A 16,986-nucleotide genomic window follows, 5' to 3' on the forward strand; every position below is an offset into this window, starting at 1 on the left:
CATTTTAACATTAGAGGCGTGAAAAACAAAGATGAGCGTTGAGGTAAAAAAACTAGTTGTTCACTATGTAGACAAACAGGACGAAGATACCGAGATACATCTCCGTGAAGATGAAATGCAAATCAATGATAAAGTAAATGTTTTCATTGAACAATTACATCATGCTTACAACGGCAAACCGGGCAAAGGTTTTTGTGCTTTTAGTGGCGAAAAAAATAGTGTCGTTGCGTCTGCTATGCAAAGCTACAGAAATAACGAGCTTAATTTTTGGCACTTAACTCAAGAGGCCACCAATGTTCTCAAAGAAGAGCTTAATAAATATGCTTTTCACGAAACAGGATATTTAGTGTTTTGTCATTATCAGTATGTTGCCAGCAATTTTATTATGATTGCACTAATAAATATCAAAGAGCACTACACAATCACCTCTGATCTAGATTTATCAGCAGCAAAGCATTTAGATATTTCGCGTATGCAGTTGGCTGCAAGAGTTGATTTAGATGCTTGGGATACCGCAGCGGAAGAAAATCGTTATATTTCGTTTATAAAGGGTAGGGCAGGTCGTAAGGTCGCAGATTTTTTCCTTGATTTTCTTGGCTGTGAAGAGGGGATCGATCCTAAGCAACAATCCCAAACTATGCTGCACGCTGTAGAAGATTACTTATCAGCGCAACAATACGAAAAGTCCGAAAAGGATGATATTCGCAAAGAAGTCTTTGATTATTGCAACGACTGTGTCACGACGGGTGAGGATGCTGATGTCAACACCTTGTCACAAACTTTGTCTAAGTCGGCAGACGTCAAGTTTGAAGACTTTTATAAAGAACAAGGCTATGAGTTGGAAGAGAGTTTCCCTGTAGATAAAAAGACAGTAACGAGCATGGTCAAGTTTTCAGGGCTTGGTGGTGGAGTGAGTGTAGGTTTTGAGCGTAAACATTTGGGCGAGCGCGTTATCTATGATGCTGCGAGCGATACACTAACGATTAAAGGTGTACCACCAAACTTAAAAGATCAAATTGAGCGCTATTACAACGATGAGTCTTAAGTTTTAGAAAGGGCAGCGAAAGCTGCCTTTTTTGTTCCTGTTTTATCCCTTTTTTTGCAAAAAGAACTATCAATTTGCTGCTTTTGCTAGCATTTTTTTAATTTTAACTATACTTGCATTGTAGTACTTGTATAACAAGCAATTGGGATGAATCACAATGAAGACAAAATTAGCTTTAGGCTGTACCCTTTGCCTTGCCTGCTTTGCAGGTCATGCGGAGGTAAACTTTTCTGGATTTGCAAGTATCAATGCGGGCAAAGTGCTCAGTGGTAGCGGTGTTCCACAATTCGGAATAAACGATCCAATCTTTCTCGCAGATTACCCTATCGTCAGTGTGTATGATGAGGATGTTTCGTTTGAACCTGAGACACTGATGGGGCTGCAATTTAGTACAGATCTCACGGAAGGCTTGAGTGTGACAGGACAAATTGTTGCTCGAGGAGCTGATGACTTTGATGCTAAGTTTGAATGGGCATATTTGTCATACGAGATAAATGACAATTGGACTTTCCAAGCTGGTAAGAAGCGCTTACCACTTTTTTACTACTCAGACTTCTATGATGTTGGCTATGCGTATGTGTGGATGCGTGCACCTGCCGACAACTACACATGGCAAATATTCAACTATAACGGTGTGAATATGCTTTATAATGGCAGTATTGGTGATTGGTCATTGAGTGGCAACATCTACGCTGGTAAAGAAGATGACGATGACAACAAACTGCTTAGTGAGTTTTTCTTTCAAGAGCCCACCAGAGAAATCTGGAAAGATATTTTGGGGGGAGTGATCCAAACCAGTAATGACTGGCTTGAGGTTCGTCTTACGCATATGCGCTATACCAATAAACGCTATCGCGCTGGAGAGCCAGTACTGTGGAATGGCAGTGATGAGCGTGATGGTAAGTTCTACGGGTTAGCGGTTAACGCAGATTGGGGCAATTTTTTCATCCTGTCAGAATTAAATAGACTCGACTTAGACGGTGATCTCGATACTAAGATGCTAACACTAGGTTATCGCTTCGATAGTGTCACTCCTTTTGTATCTTACGCTGATTTTGAAGGAGAAGGAGATGATGCAGAAAGTCACGAGACTACTTCTGTTGGGATCCGCTGGGATTTCCATTCTGCTGCAGCATTTAAAATTCAATATGACGAAGTTGAAGACAACTCCGTTGGGCTTGCAGTCGCTGGTGATAGTAAAGCCATCACCATCGGTATCGATATGGTATTTTAAGGAGAGCGTCATGAAAAAACTATTTTTATTTGCGCTACTTTGTAGTTCATATAGCACCTTGGCTGTTGACGTGATTGTTAACCCAGCGAATAACTCCGCCCTTGATGAGAATGAAATTAAACAAATCTTTATCGGCAAAGCGAAGTCTTTTTCAGATGGCTCTAAAGCACTGCCAATTACCCAAGTTGATGGCTCAAGTGTAACGGATGAATTTAATGAAAAAGTACTGAATAAATCTTCTAGTCAGTTAAAAGCCTATTGGTCGAAGCTTGTATTTACTGGTAAGGGGACACCTCCAAAAGAAGCCGCTGATGATGCTGAAGTGATTAAATTAGTTGCGAGCAACCCTAATTTAATTGGTTTTGTGTCATCGGGAGCGGCCGATGGCAGTGTTAAGGTTGTAAAATCGTTCTAATATACAGTCTTAGATTTCATAATAGGGCTCCTGTTTGGAGCCCTATTGTTTATAGGTATCAGCTAGATTTTACTGTCAATAATTAGCATTGTGAGCTTCTTGCTGAGCATCTTCGCTGATTTTTCTTCAGCATTTGCTTTTGCCATATTCTCAAAACTGGAAGCAGCTTTGATCTGTGTAGAAACATGTGCTTTTTCTTTGCTGTTTTCCAATAATATCAAGCTCGAATTAGCAAAAACATAGTAGGTGTTATTTCTCTTAACATCTTGAAAATCGACACTAAAGTCAATTTGAAAGTCTGCTACTTGACTGTCACCGACCACTGTTAGCCCTTGTTTAGTCAAACTTTCAGCAAGCTGGTTACGGATGTTTTCAAGCCCCCATAATTTGGATGAAATACTGAATGTGAGAGACTGAAGAAAATCGTTCAATATTTTATCTTTGTCTTTTACGGACTGTGGTGTAGCAATAGAGCCGCCTCCGAGTTGACGGTGATAATCGTTAGCTTTTCGGCGTTTGGCAATCAAGCGCTTAATTGCCATTGCGTCTTTTAATTTTTCTGAGTTAGTGAGCCCAGAAATGTTTGCCTTGACAATGTCTTCATCAAGTTGATGAATATCTAACTCCGTATGCATCCTTGACTCAACTTTGTTGAACGAGGCTAGGGCATAAGCAGTATTATTTTGCCGGGAATAAAACTCCTCTTCGATTTTTACGCCTTGTAACTTGATACTCGGTACTTGAGAGTACAGTACTTCATCAACTTGGTAAGAAAAATCCCCATTAGATTGGCTTTGTGTTACTTGTGTTATACCTTCAATCTCGACATTGAGCTGCTTTGCAATCGCAAGTCTCGCAGATTCTTGAGCTGCAAGCTGTGCCTCTGTGCGGTTTGCAATATGGCTTGCTGAGCCAACGCCATAGGTCAAATACTCAGAGGTTGGCTGCTGTGTTGTCCATATCGGTTGTGTTTGTTCTTTTGCAATCGCTTCTTTAGTTGACTGACAAGCAGACAAGCTTAAGGCTATACACAAAGGTAAAACGAAACGTTTAGAAGCCATACCCGCTTCTCTCTTGAAGTTTTTGAATTTTCTTCTGTCCATTCCACACCTCACGGTTTGTCGTCATGTCAATTAGTCGAAGATCGACTTGATAGAAGGTAACGCGGCTACCACCTTGCTCATCAACAAATGAGTTAATAGTGCCAGATAACGCATAGTCAGCACCTTGCTCTTGTCCCATTTCGTTACGAGTTTCTAGGCTAGAGTTTAGCTCTTGGTCTCGGCGCTCTTCTCGGATCTCACCTCGTATGTCACGGTTAGCAACAAAGTCTGCTTGCCCACTTCGTAAAATTGCGCGTTTCAAGTCATTTAAGAAAGTGTCGACAGCGATATGCTGATGTGACTTGTTACGAACGGATTGAATAATGATTGCAGGTCTGCTTCCCTCTTTGGCACGGTGCTCGCGCACCCATGGAAAGCCAAGCATATCACTAACCATCGCTTCAGCGACTAATTGTGAGTCTTTGCCATTCCACTTATCAGAAAGTGCAATTTCTTCATTTGTATCAATTCGGCTGACTTTTGTTGTCGAAGAGCAACCTGTCAACGCCGCAGATGAGACGATGAGCATTGGTACAACGAGTTTTACAGCAAATTTTGGCTTCATATCTTCAGTCCATGTTAGTTAATGAGGATAAATAGTTTGGTGTGGCAGCAGCCGTAATACCGGTAAATGTGCGCACATGACTAATTGTTTGAGTTTTTGAATTAATTTGAATATTTTGGTTGATAACTCTGCCACTGCGCAGTGTTGTTTGCAATGTCAACTCGCGAGTATGTTGGGGTAGCTTAACACGAGCCACTCTGATTTCAGCTGGTAGAGACTGCCATTGTCTAATATCAGCCGAAGCCGTCACTGCATTGGTTACTGATGCTGTTAATTGCGCCAATCCCGCAAGTAGTGTTGGCTGCGGTGATGCAAATTGATTAATCGCTTTGTTTGCTGTGACTGCTTTTAATATCTCTCGGGAGATTGCTGTATAGATTTCCATATTGGCATTACTCAAGGCGTCATACAATGTGAGTAAGTTTACCGAATAAAAGGGGTGTAATTCTGTAATTTTTTGTCCGTTGGCAAAAAGGGTAACTTGTTCAATATTATTTTTGTGGGGTTGTAAATACGTGACGGAAATTCTACTGCCATATTTTAACGCATCAATAATTCCCTCATTTACTGCTTTTTGCCAGAGTGATTCGCCCAAAGGTAGTCTTTTTGTCACCGACCCGAGAATGACGTCTCCAAAGTCTCCGGTGGCATAATTCTGAATGAGGTCAAAGAGGCTAGTATCAGAGAACATCAAATTAAACCAAGCAAATTGAGCTTGGCGCTCTTCACGAGTGCCTAGATAAATAGGAGTGATAACAATCGCTTGTGCACTTTCATCAACACTCAAATACAGATTAAACTCTTTTCTTTGTGGGGAAACTCCCAGGCTTTGTACTAAGGTAAAATAATCAGTCGGTTGCTCTGCGACGACTCTAGTTAAGTCTTTTTGAGCTTGCTTTTGTGCGTGTCCTCCTAATTGATATTGTTTACTAAAGCCGTTTTTGTATGCTTTTGCAGCTCGTTCGTATTGTATCCTTGCGCTGTCTAATTCCCCTTGTTGTTCGTATAATATCCCACTTAAATACTGGGCAAACGCATCATCTTTATACTCTAGATCTTCCTTTAAAAAAGGCTGACCAAAAATAGCTTTCAGTATTTTTTCCACATTACCAAGGCTCGTCTGGTTGCCACCATAACCTCCAGTGCTCCTTTTTAACTGCTCCAAATATAGATCTAGTTGTCGCATCTCTGTTAATGCTGAGTCATATAACGCCGTGCTGTTTGCTGCGGATTTGCTTGCCAAAGCGGCATAATTTAGAGCCATGATCGTGTGGATCATAGGACGGTGATATACTTTACCGGTATATTTTTTGTAGCTGGCTCCAGTAAATGCGGAAAATAACTCATCACTGATGCTGACAGTGTATGCAGCTTCAATGATACTTTTAGCATTTTCTAAAAACTGATTACTTTGCATATAATCTTGTTGTAGATGCGATAACATACCTGACTCTAGATAATAAAGTAACTCGTCTCGTGAAGAGCCTTTATAGGCGTTATCTATGTGCTTTTGGGCTGTGATAAAATCACCTTGTTCAGCATATTCAATTGCCAACTTATTCGCACTTGGCGTGAGGTTACAGCCAGCAAGTATTAAAAAGCTGACTAAGAAGAGTAACTTGAAGAATAATTGAAAAAACGTGTTTTGGAATCGCATTCCTTGCATACTTCTACTTATAATGGCAGTGTTGTCTGAGTTCAATCATATAACAATAAATTAAATAGTAAAAAACTGAATTGAAAGTGCTAAATTGTTAAAAATCGTTTTTACAATTTATTACTGTTAAGCAGTTATTTTTTTGATACGTTTTACTCTGTAATCAGGGCAATTAAGGAACCCAATATGAAAGCAAAACAACTACTTTTATCAGTGGCCGTGATAGGGATCTTATCGGCTTGTAGTTCAAGTAAAGATGACGCAGCTTCCAGTCCACGAGTTAATATTCCAGAATGGGTTCTTAATCCGACCATTGAAGATGGTATTGCCGCAGCTGACTGTGTGAAATACTCTGGAAATATTTCAATTGATCAAAAAATGGCGGTTGCTAACGCGCGTCTGGCGCTGGCGCAGCAAATTGAAACCCGAGTAGAGGGATTAGACAAAACTTTTTCAAACCGCACAGACGCAAATGAAGACGTTACCGTCGGAGCAACTTTTAGCTCGGTTTCGAAGCAATTAACAAAGCAAACCTTAAATGGCTCTCGAATTGTAAAGGCAGATGTTATTGATATTTCCGGTAAAGATTACTTTTGTGCGCTTACTACACTATCACCTGAACTGACTAAAGCGCTTTTTAAAGATTTAATTAAAGAAAGCAAACGTAGTGTTGACCCGCAAGATGAAAAGTTTTTATATCAAGAGTTTAAAGCTTACAAAGCTGAGAAAGACCTTGAGAAGGAAATTGCTAGATTGACAAATTAAAGCGTGATTATCACGCTTTAATTTTTTTAAGGAGGGTTGTTGTGCGTAAATCATTGTGTTCGTTTTTAGTTGTCGCTTTGAGTGCGATCCCAAGTGCAGTAGCAAGTCAAGCTCAGTTATTTGAAGAGCTCTCAGAGAAAATGGCGCGTTGGCAAACGTCTACCCCCTCAGATCAAGAGCTGAGTGAGTTTGAACAATATAAGCGCCAACAGTTAACGGCATTTTCTGACTATGTTACCGAACATTTTGAGGAGTTCGACTCATTCCGCGATCAGGTGATCCAGCAATGGGGTGATATTACCGTTTCAGACCAAGCAACCTTTGTTTCTTACAGTGACGACTTATCATCAAGAATGGTGGTGGATTTTGCTGCCAATAAATTGGTCGTTAGTGTAAAACACGCTGCGGATAAGAAGGTCACTGAGGAACAGTTACGCACGCTATATAAAGAGTTTATTGCAAACGATCGTGCTGTCATTGATGTGTTTAATACCCAAAATGCACCTGATTTTACAAAAACCAAAACACAACAGCGCCAAATTGATAATGCTTCCAGAGCGCAAGCTTTAATTGCAGCTAAGAATCAAATAGATAGCCAATTTGAGCAACAACAACGTTATATTGAGCGACAAACAGATCAAGCTATTTTAGATGGTGAAAATGATAAAGTCGCCGAGAAGCAACGTCGAGAACAACAGGAAAAATTAGAGCAACTCAAGCAAAAACGCCTAAAAAAACTAGTAAAAGCGGCAACTAAAACAGGCACAACTGAACAAAAACAGACGACTGTTGTTTCTGAGGTTGTGCTCCAATTGCCAAAGAAAGTTGATGCCAGAAGCAGGGCTCAGCGTTACTTGACTCAAGTGAATTCACAGGCACAGCGCTTTGATATTGCACCGAGTATCATTTTGGCTGTAATGCACACTGAAAGTCACTTTAACCCCATGGCAAAATCACATATTCCAGCATTTGGGCTGATGCAGATAGTGCCTACCAGTGCGGGAGTGGATGTTAACCGTATGCTTTACAATCGTGATGAGCCGATGTCTGCACCATATTTGTATGTTACCGACAACAATATTGAAGCAGGTGCTGCTTATTTGAACATTTTGGACAAACGCTATCTTAGCAAAATACAAGATCCTTTAAGTCGAAAGTACTGTATGATTGCAGCTTACAACACCGGCGCAGGTAATGTGGCTAGAGTATTTAATGCTGATGGCTCGCGCTCTATTACTAAAGCGTCCAAAATCATCAACTCACTGTCACCCGAAAATGTACTTAGTGCTTTGGACAAGGGCTTACCTTATGATGAAACAAAGCACTATCTAGACAAAGTGTTAGCCAGAGAAAAGTTATATTTACCCGAAATAGCGATGGTGACAGCGGGGAATTTATAAGTTGAGAGAGCGTAACGCTTCGTCGATACTGTCGTGGCGAAAACGGTAACCCGTGTCTAATAGTTTTTGTGGTACAACACGCTGTCCAAAAAGCAATAAGTCAGACATCTCGCCGTAAACCAGTTTAAGTACGATAGGGGGAACTGTAAAAATACATGGACGGGACAAGGCTTTTGCAAGTTCCTGTGATAACAGCTTATTTGATACTGGATTGGGTGCTGTGGCATTCACAATGCCCTCAATTTCATCGTGTTTGAGAATAAATAAAATAGCTTGTACCATATCGTCGATGTGGATCCACGACATTACCTGTTCTCCCTTGCCAATTGGACCGCCTAGCCCTAGTCTAAATGGCGGTAGCATTTTGACTAGTGCACCACCTGTTTTTGACAGTACAATACCAGTTCTTAAAATACATACTCGAGTTTGCTCAGACTTCGCTGCGAGCGCCGCATCTTCCCAGTCGCGGCATAGCTGATGAGAGAATTCGTCGTAATGTGCTGTAAAGTCTTCTTTTATTGTTACATCACTAGGTTGGCGCCCATAAACTCCGACAGCACTGCCTGAAATAAGCAATGCCGGAGGGGTGGTTGCTGCACCTATTGCTGAGCTGATTGCGCGTGTGATGTTGATTCTGCTATCACGAATCTCTTGCTTCCTTTGTCTAGTCCAACGACCGTCAGCAATTGGTTCTCCTGCTAAGTTGATGACAGCATCAATATCATTAAAATCTACTTCATCTAGGCTGGTGATAAAGTGAGTACCAGGCGGTAACACTGGAGCGGCTTTCACTGGCGAGCGGGTTAGCGCAATGAGACTATGCTTATGGATTAAAAATTGACATAGCTTGCTACCAATTAACCCTGTAGCACCAGTTATTAATATTTTCATTATATGGTCTCTTTTTTGTTATCTTACAAACCTACGTTTTAGCAAGGAGTTAGATCACTCATTTTCATTATAGGTGGTTTGTTTTAGAATAGGAAAAAAGCAAAAGGAGTGAGTGGTGTCTTCACTTACAGGAATCAATAAAACACTGATAGTTTTAGCATCTCTTTTCATTGTATTAGCAGGTGTTAAACTAGCTTCTGAAATCGTTGTGCCCTTTATATTGGCTGCTTTTATCGCAATCATCTGCAATCCAATGTTGAAATTTTTGGCGCGTTTTAAATTGCCCAAAGGTATTGCCATTCTTGTGATTATAGCTTTAGTTATGTTGATTGGTGCCAGTATTGGTGGCTTGGTAGGGCAATCAGTTAATGACTTTTCTGAGCAGCTCCCAGCTTATAAAGAAACACTCCAAGATAAGTTCGTTTGGCTAGTCACTACCGCTGCCAACTACAATATTTTGCTAGATAAGCAACAGCTAATTAGTATGTTAGATCCAAACCAGTTAATTGATGTTGCGACCAATATGCTTACTGGTTTTGGTGGTGTCATGGCAAATAGCTTCTTAATTCTGCTCATCGTGGTTTTCATGCTTTTTGAAGCGCCATCAATCGGACACAAAGTACATCTTGCGTTAGATGATCCCGAAATGAAAATGCAACAAATTGACCGCTTCTTAGACTCAATCAACAGTTATTTGGCAATTAAGACTGCGGTATCGTTGGCTACAGGCGTAATTGCCGCGACGTTTCTTTGGGCACTTGATGTTGATTATTTTGTACTGTGGGGAGTAGTTGCATTTTTGTTGAATTATATCCCTAATATTGGGTCAATTATTGCTGCACTGCCACCAGTTCTGCTAGCGTTAGTCACACAAGGGCCGCTGGTAAGCGGTATAGTCGCTATCGGCTATATCTGTATCAACACGCTGATGGGAAATATGATTGAGCCTAGGTTTATGGGTAGAGGTCTTGGCCTATCGACGCTGGTGGTATTTTTATCTTTGATCTTTTGGGGGTGGCTGCTTGGTACGGTTGGTATGTTACTTTCAGTACCTTTAACTATGGTTGTAAAAATTGCCTTGGAAACCAGCGAGGAAGGAAAATGGTTGGCAATCCTGTTAAGCGCAGAACAACCAGAAGAGTGATACCAACATCTATTGGATCTGGATAGCTTTTATTTAGAGAATGAGATAAAAGCTATCCAAATTATCAACTAGTATGACCTCATTACTAATATTAATTAGCGTTGACATTATCTTTTAGTATTTTGCTACTTTGAAGCTCTGAAATATGCGCTTTTAGTAGTGTTATTTTACATTGCTTGTATGCCGTTGCCGAACGCGTTGCATTGGGCATATCAAGCAGATAACGCCAGCGACAACTGTCTTCCATGTATTCCTCATGATTGCGTAAAGCGCGTTCCATGATAGGCAAAATTTGCGTGTTTCCCGTATCGGCTTGATACTTTTTTGTATCTAGCAACAGCTTGGTGATCCACGTTTGGCGATGGCGCTCTAGTAAATTGATATTGCTATCCAAACACATTAGAAACTTTTTTGCCTTCTCAGGGTGACTAGACTCGTGTTTGGAGCAATCTTTCAAGGTGATGTCTTCATTTGCAATTACTGATAGTGTAAAGCCAGCTATCAATATACCGCTAGTTATTTTTGTCATTGTTAAACTCTATTATGAACTTTGCGCCGCCATGCTTCGACGTGCCTATTTGCATCAGTCCTTGATAAGATTTAACTAAATCTGAAACGATAGCCATGCCTACGCCATGACCCGCCTCATAGGTATCTAATCTTGTACCTCGTGTCAGTAATTCTGAGCGGCGATGCTCGGGGATCCCTGGGCCATCGTCTTCAATTTCGATTAACAGTAGGCGCTTTTTTGGCGCACTAATATTTATATCGACCAAGTTGTCACATGCTTTACACGCATTATCAATAATATTCCCCAAGATCTCCATAAGGTCAGTTTTATCACCAAGAAAAGCTGCGTTTTCGTCGCATTGTGATGAAAATGAAATATGTTTGTCATGGTATACTTTTGACATCGCATTAAGTATTGAGTCTAGTACAGGTTTTACAGATGTCTGCTTTTTCCATGTGTCTGATGCACCAGTTGCTGCACGCTTTAGTTGATGTTCGATCATCACATTTATTCTGTCGAGCTGCTCTTGAGCATCTGCATCCGTAGCTAATGGGCTTGACTTTATGACTGCCAATGGCGTTTTTAATGCGTGGGCTAGATCACTTAACGAGGCTCTATACCGTTCCTTTTGTCGCTTTTGGGACTCAAGTAATAAATTCAGATCTGATTTGATGGTGAGTAACTCAACTGGATAAGAGCCGGTTATTTTGTCTCTTTCACCGGCCTCAATTTCTTTAATTTCTTTGTCTAGCCTTTGTAAGGGGCGGGCATTCCAAACGAATCCAAATGCCATCAACCCCGCAATCACAATGCCCATAACCAACATCCAGTTTACTAGGGTGTTTCTAAACCCTGACATGAGCGCCATGAGTGCATCATTCTTTTTTAGTAAAACAAATCTTGCCTGTTGAGAGTGGTCAGCGTTACCTAAAATGACAGTTAAACTTAATTGCCAAAATAAAACACCACCATATTCCACTCGCTTAAATTCAGGGGCACCAGCTTGGTTATCTGAAAAGTTAGGTGATATTGACAAGTTAACCGCCGACTCAGAATACCAAACCAGAGATTGTCCCTGATAAACTAGAGCGTAAGTATCTGAGTTGAGGCGACTTAATTCTGGTGCAAGTATACTACGCGGCATTTCAAGTCCATCTGAAACAAACTCAACTTCAGATATCAGCGAGTATAAGTGCGCTTCCAGCGTTTTTTCTGTGGCGTCTACCAAAGACGCGTAATAGGCTCTGCCAACAGAGAAAAACAATGCTGGTAGGGCTATAATTAGCACAAAGACAAGGATAAAACCTTGCCTTATTTTAAGTGAAATCTGTGAACTGTTTACCACTGGTTTTTAAACCTATATCCACGTCCTCTTAAGGTTTCTACAGGATTAAGGGTGCCATCTGGGTCAAGTTTTTTGCGCAGTCGCAATACGAATACTTCGATAACATTAGAGTCCAAATCAAAGTCTTGATCATAAATATGCTCCGTGAGTTCAGACTTTGAGATAACCTTTTGCGGATTAACCATTAGGTATTCCAACACTTTATATTCATAGGCGGTCAGCGATAGTTCATTGTCATTTACCCAAACTTGCTGAGAGCGTGTATGAATTTTGATAGGACCAATACAAATTTCTGGATTTGCTTGACCTGCGCTACGCCTGATAAGTGCATTACAACGCGCAATCAATTCCTCTACATGAAACGGTTTAGTCAGGTAATCATCAGCACCTGCATCTAAGCCTTCAACTTTGTCTTGCCAGCGATCTCGGGCTGTTAAAATTAAAATTGGTATTTTAACTCCGTTAGCTCTGGCTCTTCGAATGATTTCAATACCATCAAGTTTAGGTAGGCCGAGATCAATGACGGTCATGTCTAGTGGGTATTCTTCGAGGTGAAACAAGCCAGATTCGCCGTCGTGACATAAATCAACGCTGTATTTTTCTTTTTCTAATGCATTTCGCAGGTTTTCTGCTAGCTGAATATCGTCTTCAATTACTAAAATACGCATTCTTAGTCCTTATTTACTTCACCTGTCTTCTTGTTTACTTTTATATCAACAATTCGACCATCGGGTTGGAGGATTCTCACGACAAAGAACTGGCTTTCTTGCGAAATCTTAAGTGTTCGCCCCGCATATTTATCCAGCGCTAAAGACACAGCCTCTTTTTTCGTAATTGTTTTTTTATTCTTGTCATTGTGGTCATTTGCGTCTGCTACACTCGAACAGAACGCCAAAATTAACGCTAATAGAGTGAGTTGCAATCGCATATTAAGCTCCACAGTTTCATAGATACTAAGTTTATAAACTTCATAAATCTCAAACAAATTTAGTGCTTTTGTAATTAACCTTTGCTGAATTTAATGAACATGAGCAATTATGGCAGAACACGTTTGTAGGGCTTGACAATACTTTGAGTGTAAACACCCGCTTCAATATAAGGATCTTCGCTTGCCCAAAGCTTCGCATCTTCTAAGTTATCAAATTGTGCGATGACTAAAGAGCCGGTAAAACCAGCTTCACCAGGGTCTTCCGAATCTATAGCTGGTAAAGGACCTGCGGCGAATAATCGTCCTTGTTGTTGTAATATCTCAAGGCGTGCAAGGTGAGCTGGACGTGCTGCAAGGCGGTTTTGTAATGAGCCTTCAGCATCAGTTGAATAAATCATGTAGAGCATAAGTATTAGTTCCCGATAAGTTTCTAGGTTATTATTGTTATTTTCGCGTATTTTGTCGGCTTTTGAGCGACGATTATCAATCTTATGATAAAACGTGGGTTGTGCAAAAGTAAATGTACAGAAAGTTTTTCATTCATTGGTCATTTAAACTTGAAAAGCACTCAACTAGACTGGTAGAGTCCTTCGGATATTTATAGAAAATAATAATAAGGTTGATTGCAATGAGTGCAAACCGAGAGCATTTTAGCTCGCGACTGGGCTTTATCCTTGCTGCAGCAGGTTCTGCTGTTGGTATTGGTAACTTAGTCGGCTTTCCAGTCTCCGCGGCTAAAAATGGTGGCGGTGCGTTTTTACTAATCTATGCACTGTTTGTGGTGTTTATTTGCTTGCCTGTGATGATGGCAGAAATGGCAATGGGTAGAAAAGCACAAAAAGATCCTTTTGGTGCTTACAAACTTTTGTCAAACCATGACAAAAAATGGTCAGTAGCAGGTTTTCTTGCCGTGCTCACGCCGTTTATGATCGCCGTATTCTATATGGTAATCACGGTTTGGATTTTCGGCTTTTTAGCACAGACGGCGATGGGTAATCTTGATGTGTTGGCATCACCTGATTATTTTGGCACATTTATCAACGACACCAATGTGTTTATCTATATGTTGGTTGTGGGCGTGATAGTTAATCTTATTCTGGTTGGCGGGGTAAAGGAAGGGATAGAAAAAGCGGCAAAACTGCTTATGCCAGCATTATTTGTTATGTTACTTGGGTTAGTGGCTTATGTACTAACGCTCGACAATGCAATGGCCGGTGTTCGTTATTATATCGTTCCTAACTTTGAAAAAATGAATGCCAGCGTATTAAATGGCGCGCTGTCACAAGCATTTTTCTCATTGTCTCTAGGGATGGGCATTCTGATCACTTATGCCTCTTACATTTCTAAGAAAGATGACATAGTCGGCAGCTCTAAGATGGTTGCGGTAACAGATTCATTGGTAGCCTTCATCGCTGGATTAATGGTGTTGCCTGCAATTTTTAGTTTTAACCCGAACACAGATCCAAGTAAATTATCAGACTCTTCGGTATCAATGATTTTTGATTATCTACCTAAGCTGCTGTTAGCCCTGCAGTCGGATATTGGGTATGTTGGCGCATCGATTGTTGCTGGTATATTTTTCCTATTGGTATTTTTTGCCGCTATCACTTCCTTAGTCTCTATTGTAGAAGTACCAACAGCAACGTTGATGGAAGAAAAGAATATTTCTCGCAAAAAAGCGTTAATTGTATTGGCATTGACTACAGGTTTACTGACTGTTTTATCTACAATGTCTTTTGGTATGGTAGATTGGCTAACGCAATTTATAAGCTACGGCGATGCCCAAAAGAGCTTCTTCGATTTAGTATATGACGTATTTTACGATACGATTTTGCCACTAAATGGCTTGATGGTGTGTTTATTTGTTACTTACCGATGGAAGCAATCTGGGTTGAGTGAGGAATTGGCACAAGGCTCAGAAGGGTATGTTGGCAGTTTTACGGAGAAATATATTAACTTCTCTTTGAAGACATTTATTCCCGTGATATTACTGGCAATTTTTATCAATACCGTAGCAACTAAGTACTTCGCAGTGAGTATCTTCGGTTTTTAATTTACGCTAGAAGCACTAGTGTGTTAACTAGTGCTTCTAATGCACAACGTGAGAATAAAATCTTCCCATCCGAAGCTCCGTCTGTCATTTAAGCGCCTACTAAAACTTCACTCCAGAATCCAAGTATTGACCAATCCCAATAGTAAACATCCAAAGCCCCCATAAACTATGCTCTAATACGCATACGGCTAGTGAACGGCTGTGCGCGTATGTATAAGCAAAAAGCAATCCTCCAACGAATGATAAAAAAATTGCGATTACGTTGTCGTATACACAGTGCGCTAAAGCAAATACGAGCGCACTTAGTATCACTCTGTTGTTCTTATTGGGTAAAATTCTTTTATAGCGATGAAAAAAATAGCTCCGAAAAATAAGCTCTTGAGGCAATACCGAAAGAATAGGGTAGGCAATCAATAACATCAGCCAGTCTGCGGGTGAGTTCAATGGTAAAACAAACCAGTTGCCCTGACTGACTAGGCCATACAGCATAGCTGAAAACATTGCACCAGCGAAGAAAGTTGTGAAGAGCCGCCTTTTTACGGTAGAGAATTGGCCTAAACTAGTAAGTCTAAAGCGTTTAAAGTGGGGATCTGTGAGTAGCAAATGGGTGCAAACTGCCATTAAAATTATGAGTGCAGGAAACAGCCAATTGCTTAAGTGGGCACGGAATTGATATGCAATAATCGGTAGGATAAAAAAGATAAATATAAGTTCACACCAACGATATTGGCTAGCATTCACAGCGGTTTCCCCAAAAGTATGCTGCAGCACAGTGCAGTGCAGTGCAGCTATAGCTATCTGTTTGATGATAACTATAGCAGCTAGAAAGAAACCGAGTGTTGCGGGAGACTAGTCTTCTGGTAAATACTTTTGGATTTTAAACATCGTGAAAAGCAAAGCGACAAAGGTTAACCCAATAAGTCCGAAAACTTTAAAGTTTACCCAAAAGTCGAGCGAAAAATTATAAGCCACGTAAATATTTAGTGCAGCAATAAAGAAAAATAACACCGACCAAAATAGGTTTAGTTGATCGCAGTCCTTTTCTGGTAGGGTAATTTTGTTTTGGTTTTGTTCTTTTTCTGCAACAGAACTCAATACGCCTTCAAGCGCCGTTTTTACTAAGTTTTTGTTAAACAGGTACTTAGAAACTATCAACGCGCTCCCCAAAATAGCGTACACAATGGTGGCCTTCCACTTTATAAATTGTTCGTCGTGGAATAAAATCGTCATCCCGCCCAAAATGATGGCTATCGCTAGGAAAATCCAGTGACGTTTAGCAACTTCACCTTTGGTAAAATATTGATGCGTAACCTGAATAAGAGAGGCTACGATTAACACCCCAGTTGCCCAAAAAATGTCAACAAATTTATAGACAGTGAAAAAGAGAATAAGCGGTAGATATTCAATTAAAAATGACATTCGCGATCCTAACTAAATTGATTGCTTAGGTTTTACCAAGTTACGACTAGAACATCAATATTGACTTTCATCGACGAAACTCATAGCCTGCACCGCTTATTGAATAGTTCAGAGGTATTTGCATGAATAAAAGCGACTTAGTTACAAAAATGGCGAAGTTAAGTGGATTAACAAAGAAAGATTCACAAGCAGCGTTGAGCGTCATTTTGCAAGTGACTAAAAAGCGTTTGTCAGAAGGGGATCAGATGCAAATAAGTGGCCTTGGTACCTTCTCATTGAGCTATCATCCAGCTAAGCAAGGGCGAAACCCACAAACAGGGGAAACAATTACCATCGAAGGTCAGAATAAAATCCTTTTCAAGCCGGCAAAAATATTAAAAAGCCAAATCCAGTAGCATATTTTTCATTACGGTGTCGGAGTGAGTACTTTTGTTAAAAATGCAATAGTTTAAGCTCCCTTTCGTACTATCATATTGTCAATTAATCAGTTTCTTTTTCCCTTCCTATCACC

General features: G+C 40.4%; 19 protein-coding genes. 8 read left to right on the forward strand and 11 right to left on the reverse strand.

Going from position 1 to position 16,986, the window contains the following annotated elements; translation table 11 throughout:
- Positions 1–31: 31 nt before the first annotated feature.
- From yejK to J8Z24_RS06535, 3 genes are all read left to right on the forward strand, one after another.
- Positions 32–1,045 (forward strand): nucleoid-associated protein YejK, encoded by a 1,014-nt coding sequence (gene yejK / locus J8Z24_RS06525; RefSeq protein ID WP_128732161.1) that lies wholly within the window; start codon positions 32–34, stop codon positions 1,043–1,045.
- Positions 1,046–1,202: 157 nt separating this feature from the next.
- Entirely contained in the window at positions 1,203–2,279 is a 1,077-nt protein-coding gene (locus tag J8Z24_RS06530; RefSeq protein ID WP_125252961.1) for a porin, read from the forward strand.
- Positions 2,280–2,289: 10 nt separating this feature from the next.
- Entirely contained in the window at positions 2,290–2,694 is a 405-nt protein-coding gene (locus J8Z24_RS06535) for a type 2 periplasmic-binding domain-containing protein (protein ID WP_252095486.1), read from the forward strand.
- 62 nt (positions 2,695–2,756) lie between these two features.
- Here J8Z24_RS06535 and J8Z24_RS06540 read toward each other — a convergent pair whose 3' ends face one another.
- The 3 genes from J8Z24_RS06540 to J8Z24_RS06550 are packed head-to-tail and all read right to left on the reverse strand — an operon-like array spanning position 2,757 to position 6,019.
- Positions 2,757–3,755, reverse strand: coding sequence for an LPP20 family lipoprotein (locus J8Z24_RS06540; RefSeq protein ID WP_128732163.1), 999 nt, complete (start codon positions 3,753–3,755; stop codon positions 2,757–2,759).
- The gene (locus tag J8Z24_RS06545) at positions 3,745–4,362 is read right to left on the reverse strand and encodes a penicillin-binding protein activator LpoB (RefSeq protein WP_125252964.1); all 618 of its coding nucleotides are present in this window, start codon (positions 4,360–4,362) and stop codon (positions 3,745–3,747) included. The genes J8Z24_RS06540 and J8Z24_RS06545 overlap by 11 nt, the downstream gene beginning before the upstream one ends.
- 4 nt (positions 4,363–4,366) lie before the next feature.
- Positions 4,367–6,019 carry a COG3014 family protein gene (locus tag J8Z24_RS06550; protein WP_252095487.1) on the reverse strand — a complete coding sequence of 551 codons (1,653 nt, stop codon included), beginning with the start codon at positions 6,017–6,019 and terminating at the stop codon, positions 4,367–4,369.
- Between the two features lie 186 nt (positions 6,020–6,205).
- Between J8Z24_RS06550 and J8Z24_RS06555 the strand changes: the two genes are divergently transcribed.
- Entirely contained in the window at positions 6,206–6,784 is a 579-nt protein-coding gene (locus J8Z24_RS06555; RefSeq protein ID WP_125252966.1) for an LPP20 family lipoprotein, read from the forward strand.
- A gap of 41 nt (positions 6,785–6,825) precedes the next feature.
- Positions 6,826–8,184 carry a murein transglycosylase domain-containing protein gene (locus J8Z24_RS06560; RefSeq protein WP_252095488.1) on the forward strand — a complete coding sequence of 453 codons (1,359 nt, stop codon included), beginning with the start codon at positions 6,826–6,828 and terminating at the stop codon, positions 8,182–8,184.
- Here J8Z24_RS06560 and J8Z24_RS06565 read toward each other — a convergent pair.
- Positions 8,179–9,075, reverse strand: a complete 897-nt coding sequence (locus tag J8Z24_RS06565) for a TIGR01777 family oxidoreductase (protein ID WP_252095489.1) — start codon at positions 9,073–9,075, stop codon at positions 8,179–8,181. The genes J8Z24_RS06560 and J8Z24_RS06565 overlap by 6 nt on opposite strands.
- Before the next feature lie 115 nt (positions 9,076–9,190).
- Between J8Z24_RS06565 and J8Z24_RS06570 the strand changes: the two genes are divergently transcribed.
- Positions 9,191–10,219, forward strand: a complete 1,029-nt coding sequence (locus J8Z24_RS06570; protein WP_128729752.1) for an AI-2E family transporter — start codon at positions 9,191–9,193, stop codon at positions 10,217–10,219.
- A 91-nt stretch (positions 10,220–10,310) separates the two neighbouring features.
- On the opposite strand, the gene J8Z24_RS06575 is transcribed toward J8Z24_RS06570, so the two are convergent.
- The 5 genes from J8Z24_RS06575 to J8Z24_RS06595 all read right to left on the reverse strand — a co-directional run bounded on the left by J8Z24_RS06575 (position 10,311) and on the right by J8Z24_RS06595 (position 13,410).
- Positions 10,311–10,748 (reverse strand): hypothetical protein, encoded by a 438-nt coding sequence (locus J8Z24_RS06575; RefSeq protein ID WP_128729751.1) that lies wholly within the window; start codon positions 10,746–10,748, stop codon positions 10,311–10,313.
- Complete coding sequence (locus J8Z24_RS06580) at positions 10,732–12,075, reverse strand: ATP-binding protein (protein ID WP_125252971.1); 1,344 nt, start codon at positions 12,073–12,075, stop codon at positions 10,732–10,734. Before J8Z24_RS06580 ends, J8Z24_RS06575 begins: the two co-directional genes overlap by 17 nt.
- Complete coding sequence (locus J8Z24_RS06585) at positions 12,069–12,743, reverse strand: response regulator transcription factor (protein ID WP_252095490.1); 675 nt, start codon at positions 12,741–12,743, stop codon at positions 12,069–12,071. The genes J8Z24_RS06580 and J8Z24_RS06585 overlap by 7 nt, the downstream gene beginning before the upstream one ends.
- Before the next feature lie 2 nt (positions 12,744–12,745).
- On the reverse strand, positions 12,746–13,003 hold the full coding sequence (locus J8Z24_RS06590; protein ID WP_125252972.1) for a PepSY domain-containing protein: 258 nt from the start codon (positions 13,001–13,003) through the stop codon (positions 12,746–12,748).
- A 107-nt stretch (positions 13,004–13,110) separates the two neighbouring features.
- Positions 13,111–13,410 carry a YciI family protein gene (locus tag J8Z24_RS06595; RefSeq protein WP_125252973.1) on the reverse strand — a complete coding sequence of 100 codons (300 nt, stop codon included), beginning with the start codon at positions 13,408–13,410 and terminating at the stop codon, positions 13,111–13,113.
- A 221-nt stretch (positions 13,411–13,631) separates the two neighbouring features.
- On the opposite strand from J8Z24_RS06595, the gene J8Z24_RS06600 reads away from it, so the two are divergent.
- Entirely contained in the window at positions 13,632–15,056 is a 1,425-nt protein-coding gene (locus tag J8Z24_RS06600; RefSeq protein WP_128729749.1) for a sodium-dependent transporter, read from the forward strand.
- Positions 15,057–15,155: 99 nt separating this feature from the next.
- Here the strand turns inward: J8Z24_RS06600 and J8Z24_RS06605 are convergent, their stop codons facing one another.
- Positions 15,156–15,797, reverse strand: coding sequence for a CPBP family intramembrane glutamic endopeptidase (locus J8Z24_RS06605; protein WP_125252975.1), 642 nt, complete (start codon positions 15,795–15,797; stop codon positions 15,156–15,158).
- Between the two features lie 108 nt (positions 15,798–15,905).
- The gene (locus J8Z24_RS06610) at positions 15,906–16,475 is read right to left on the reverse strand and encodes an inner membrane-spanning protein YciB (RefSeq protein WP_147389570.1); all 570 of its coding nucleotides are present in this window, start codon (positions 16,473–16,475) and stop codon (positions 15,906–15,908) included.
- Between the two features lie 122 nt (positions 16,476–16,597).
- On the opposite strand from J8Z24_RS06610, the gene J8Z24_RS06615 reads away from it, so the two are divergent.
- The gene (locus J8Z24_RS06615; RefSeq protein ID WP_252095491.1) at positions 16,598–16,870 is read left to right on the forward strand and encodes an HU family DNA-binding protein; all 273 of its coding nucleotides are present in this window, start codon (positions 16,598–16,600) and stop codon (positions 16,868–16,870) included.
- Positions 16,871–16,986: the final 116 nt, after the last annotated feature.

The sequence above is a fragment of the Pseudoalteromonas sp. SCSIO 43201 genome (assembly GCF_023716725.1).
Classification (GTDB): Bacteria; Pseudomonadota; Gammaproteobacteria; order Enterobacterales; family Alteromonadaceae; genus Pseudoalteromonas; species Pseudoalteromonas peptidolytica.

Coding starts and splice junctions, on each gene's coding strand:
- yejK (WP_128732161.1), top strand. CDS start 32: ATGAGCGTTGAGGTAAAAAAACTAGTTGTTCACTATGTAGACAAACAG.
- J8Z24_RS06530 (WP_125252961.1), top strand. CDS start 1,203: ATGAAGACAAAATTAGCTTTAGGCTGTACCCTTTGCCTTGCCTGCTTT.
- J8Z24_RS06535 (WP_252095486.1), top strand. CDS start 2,290: ATGAAAAAACTATTTTTATTTGCGCTACTTTGTAGTTCATATAGCACC.
- J8Z24_RS06540 (WP_128732163.1), bottom strand. CDS start 3,755: ATGGCTTCTAAACGTTTCGTTTTACCTTTGTGTATAGCCTTAAGCTTG.
- J8Z24_RS06545 (WP_125252964.1), bottom strand. CDS start 4,362: ATGAAGCCAAAATTTGCTGTAAAACTCGTTGTACCAATGCTCATCGTC.
- J8Z24_RS06550 (WP_252095487.1), bottom strand. CDS start 6,019: ATGCGATTCCAAAACACGTTTTTTCAATTATTCTTCAAGTTACTCTTC.
- J8Z24_RS06555 (WP_125252966.1), top strand. CDS start 6,206: ATGAAAGCAAAACAACTACTTTTATCAGTGGCCGTGATAGGGATCTTA.
- J8Z24_RS06565 (WP_252095489.1), bottom strand. CDS start 9,075: ATGAAAATATTAATAACTGGTGCTACAGGGTTAATTGGTAGCAAGCTA.
- J8Z24_RS06575 (WP_128729751.1), bottom strand. CDS start 10,748: ATGACAAAAATAACTAGCGGTATATTGATAGCTGGCTTTACACTATCA.
- J8Z24_RS06585 (WP_252095490.1), bottom strand. CDS start 12,743: ATGCGTATTTTAGTAATTGAAGACGATATTCAGCTAGCAGAAAACCTG.
- J8Z24_RS06590 (WP_125252972.1), bottom strand. CDS start 13,003: ATGCGATTGCAACTCACTCTATTAGCGTTAATTTTGGCGTTCTGTTCG.
- J8Z24_RS06595 (WP_125252973.1), bottom strand. CDS start 13,410: ATGCTCTACATGATTTATTCAACTGATGCTGAAGGCTCATTACAAAAC.
- J8Z24_RS06600 (WP_128729749.1), top strand. CDS start 13,632: ATGAGTGCAAACCGAGAGCATTTTAGCTCGCGACTGGGCTTTATCCTT.
- J8Z24_RS06610 (WP_147389570.1), bottom strand. CDS start 16,475: ATGTCATTTTTAATTGAATATCTACCGCTTATTCTCTTTTTCACTGTC.
- J8Z24_RS06615 (WP_252095491.1), top strand. CDS start 16,598: ATGAATAAAAGCGACTTAGTTACAAAAATGGCGAAGTTAAGTGGATTA.